General features: G+C 49.8%; 1 protein-coding gene and 2 pseudogenes. 2 read left to right on the plus strand and 1 reads right to left on the minus strand.

Annotation, left to right across the window (positions count from 1 at the left end; genetic code table 11):
- Positions 1 to 186: pseudogene (locus tag OGY18_RS27425) on the plus strand (hypothetical protein); the annotation flags it as partial.
- Positions 187 to 198: 12 nt separating this feature from the next.
- Positions 199 to 2784, plus strand: a complete 2586-nt coding sequence (locus OGY18_RS00045) for a bifunctional diguanylate cyclase/phosphodiesterase (protein ID WP_220704021.1) — start codon at positions 199 to 201, stop codon at positions 2782 to 2784.
- Between the two features lie 89 nt (positions 2785 to 2873).
- On the opposite strand, the pseudogene OGY18_RS00050 reads toward OGY18_RS00045, so the two are convergent.
- Positions 2874 to 3059 (minus strand): annotated as a pseudogene (locus OGY18_RS00050) (SymE family type I addiction module toxin); the annotation flags it as partial.
- Positions 3060 to 3155: the final 96 nt, after the last annotated feature.

Below are 3155 nucleotides of genomic sequence, written 5' to 3' on the forward strand. Positions count from 1 at the left end.
AAATCGGCCCAGATCCGCGAAATTTTAATCAGCGAGTCAGCTTGGGAAGAAATGACCTGCTTATTCGCACCTTCCCTAGCTAAAGCAAAAAAAAGTGCTCAAAAAATTCTGGAGAAAAAATCCGTTTCTGCCGATACTGCCTCTGCGGGCTGTGCCTATTTCAGGCCAATGGACTCTCACCGTTAAGAGATGGGGAAAATGAACTGGCAGCGCTTCAACAAAGTAAGTAGTTTTTCAGGAGAAACCAGTGGCATAGTAAAGAAAAATTTTATTATTACCGCGGCGTTGCTGAGCAGTCTCTTTCTGGCGGCAATAGTGAGTCTTTTATATATCGCGGATAATCTTAATAATAAAGCAGACGCGCGCAGCAGTTTACTTTTGCAAAAAGCCCTCACTAACCGGCAGGAAAAGATACGCACAAATTTAATGGATAATGCCGACTGGGGCGAAGCGTATAATAATTTGCACAAGCAGGTGAATGTTAAATGGGCATGGGACAGCCAGAACCTTGGTGAATCGCTTTACACGAATTACCAGTATGAAGGCGTATTTGTTTTGTCTCCCGCCGGGGAGACGCGTTATAGCGTCATTGAAGGAAATCTTGTCAGCCAGCCTTTCGAGAAATGGCTCAACCGGAACATCACCAAAGAACTTTTTAACGACCTCTCACAAAGCCAGGGTAAAGCCGTCTCACGCCTTATGATGACCAACGGGCAACTCACCTTACTGACGGCGGCCCGGATCACGTCGGGAGACGATGAAAGCATCACGCCGGTGGCGGAAGATGCCTCGGTACTGATTTTCGCCGACGTGTTAACGCCCGTTAAACTGGAGAAAATGGGCAACGAATACGGCATTCATAATGCGCATACGTTCGGCAGAATGGAGCCACACCTGAAAGCCGACTACCGGGAAGCTCAGCTTATTTTACCCATTGATAATGGCGATGTTCTGATTGAGTGGCGAAGCGACGATCCGGGCAGAGCGCTGATGAACCGGGAGCTGCCGTTAATCATCATTCTGATGTTATCGACCATTGCATTTACCTGGTTGATGCGGCGTGGTGCGTTAATCAAAGCGCAAATTAATGACGAAAATGTTTCCCTGCTTGAGCAAAGCCGACAAGCGCTTACGGCAAGTGAACGACGCTTTCGCGACGTCATTGAAGCCACCACCGACTGGATTTGGGAAGCGGACAGCGAGGCACGGCTAACGTGGTTATCCGACCGTTTTTCCGGCGTTACCGGTCATCATTCTGACGACTGGCTTGGGCGGAACATGTTGGATTTCATCCACAGCGACAAAATCCTTTTTCATCACTGGCTGCTGAATCCGCAGACGAGCAGTAATTACACGCTCAAAAAGGCCCGCTATTTCTCAGATCAGGGCCATCAGCGTTACTGCAATGTGGTGGCGAAGCGCGCCATTATGGATGATGGTTCTATGGGCTTTCGCGGTACGGTGACCGATGTCACTCTGGAAGTGGAGGCGCAGGAGCGTGCCGAGTATTTATCGCGGCATGATGAATTAACCGGCCTGCCAAACCGGGTCAGAATGAAAGAGTTTCTGGAAGGTGAGCTGCGTTCTTTACCCGATCCGGATCATCCCCTGGCCATGATCAGCCTCGACCTGGATAAATTCAAACCGGTAAATGATTTATTCGGCCACAATGCGGGCGATGCGTTACTCAATGAAGTCGCCAGCCGGTTGCGGTCCTGTACCCGTAAAATCGATCTGGTTGCCCGGCAGGGCGGAGATGAGTTTATCCTTATTCTGCCGGATATTTATGTGCGTAAAGACATAGAGACGCTCTGCCAGCGCATTGCCAGTGAAATAAGCCGGCCTTTTATCGTTAACGGCAATGAAGTGTATATCAGCGTGAGTATGGGGATTGCACTGGCGCCTCAGGATGCAATGAACGCCAGCGATCTGATTCGGTTATCCGATATCGCATTGTATAAAGCGAAAAATACCGGTCGCAATAACTGGGTGTTTTACGAACCCAACATGGGCGAGTACTTAATTCAGCGCCGGGAAATGGAAAAAGAGTTTCGTGAAGCGTTATGCACAGACCAGTTTCAGCTGGTTTATCAGCCCCGTTACGACATTGAAACCTCGCGTATCGCTGCTGTCGAAGCACTGGTTCGCTGGCAGCATCCGCGTCTCGGTTTACTGATGCCGGATCAGTTCATCCCGCTTGCGGAAGAGACGGGCCTGATCGTTGCCATGAGTGATGTGGTGCTGGAGAAAGCCTGTAAAGATATGGTGCATCTCTCGCCCGATTTGGTTATTTCGGTCAATATTTCGGCGGTGGAGTTTAATACCCGTGGCCTGGCGAAACGGGTAAAGGCTGCGCTGCAAAAATCGGGGCTTAAACCGTCCCGGCTGGAGTTAGAAATTACCGAAAACGTGACGATTTCCAATCCGGATATCACGCTGGAAACCATGAAGCAGCTGAAGGATATCGGCGTACGCTTTTTGATTGATGACTTTGGAACCGGCTACTCGGCATTAAGCTATCTGAAACGCTTCCCGTTCGACGGAATAAAGCTGGATAAATCTTTTGTGTTCGCCATGGAGGAATCGGAAAACGCCAAAATCATCGTTGAGAATATTATCGGCCTTGGCAAAGCCTATTCGCTGGCTATCACCGCTGAAGGCGTGGAAACGGCGGAGCAGTTGAAAAGGCTTAAACAATATCACTGTGACGAGGCGCAAGGGTATTTCATCGGGAAGCCTGTCGCGCTTGATGCGTTAAATTTAGACGTGGCATTTAGTGTGTGAATGCACGTCAGTGGATGGCGGAGCCAGGTTCCGTCGCCGTTTCTACTGAAGATTACCGAGGCAGGCTGCGCGTCTGCCTCGGTGTGTTGTCAGGCGGCTTTAAATGTATTCCCGATCTGTTTTAACGCGCGCTTCATTTCCGCGACGGTTTGGCGTGCGGAGTCTAGTTGAGTAAGCAGCGCTTCCTCCTGCGTATTCATCGCCACAAGCACCAGACAGCCCTCGCTAATTTTCACCGTGTAATGTTGGCCGGGTGCAAAACCCGCTTCGCATAGCCATTTACCCTGACAGGGGGCACTGTTGCAAAGTTAGCGATGAGGCAGCCTTTTGTCTTATTCAAAGGCCTTACATTTCAAAAACTCTGCTTACCA

It is taken from the genome of Citrobacter sp. Cpo142, from assembly GCF_030332425.1.
In the GTDB taxonomy this organism is placed as follows: Bacteria; Pseudomonadota; Gammaproteobacteria; order Enterobacterales; family Enterobacteriaceae; genus Citrobacter; species Citrobacter portucalensis.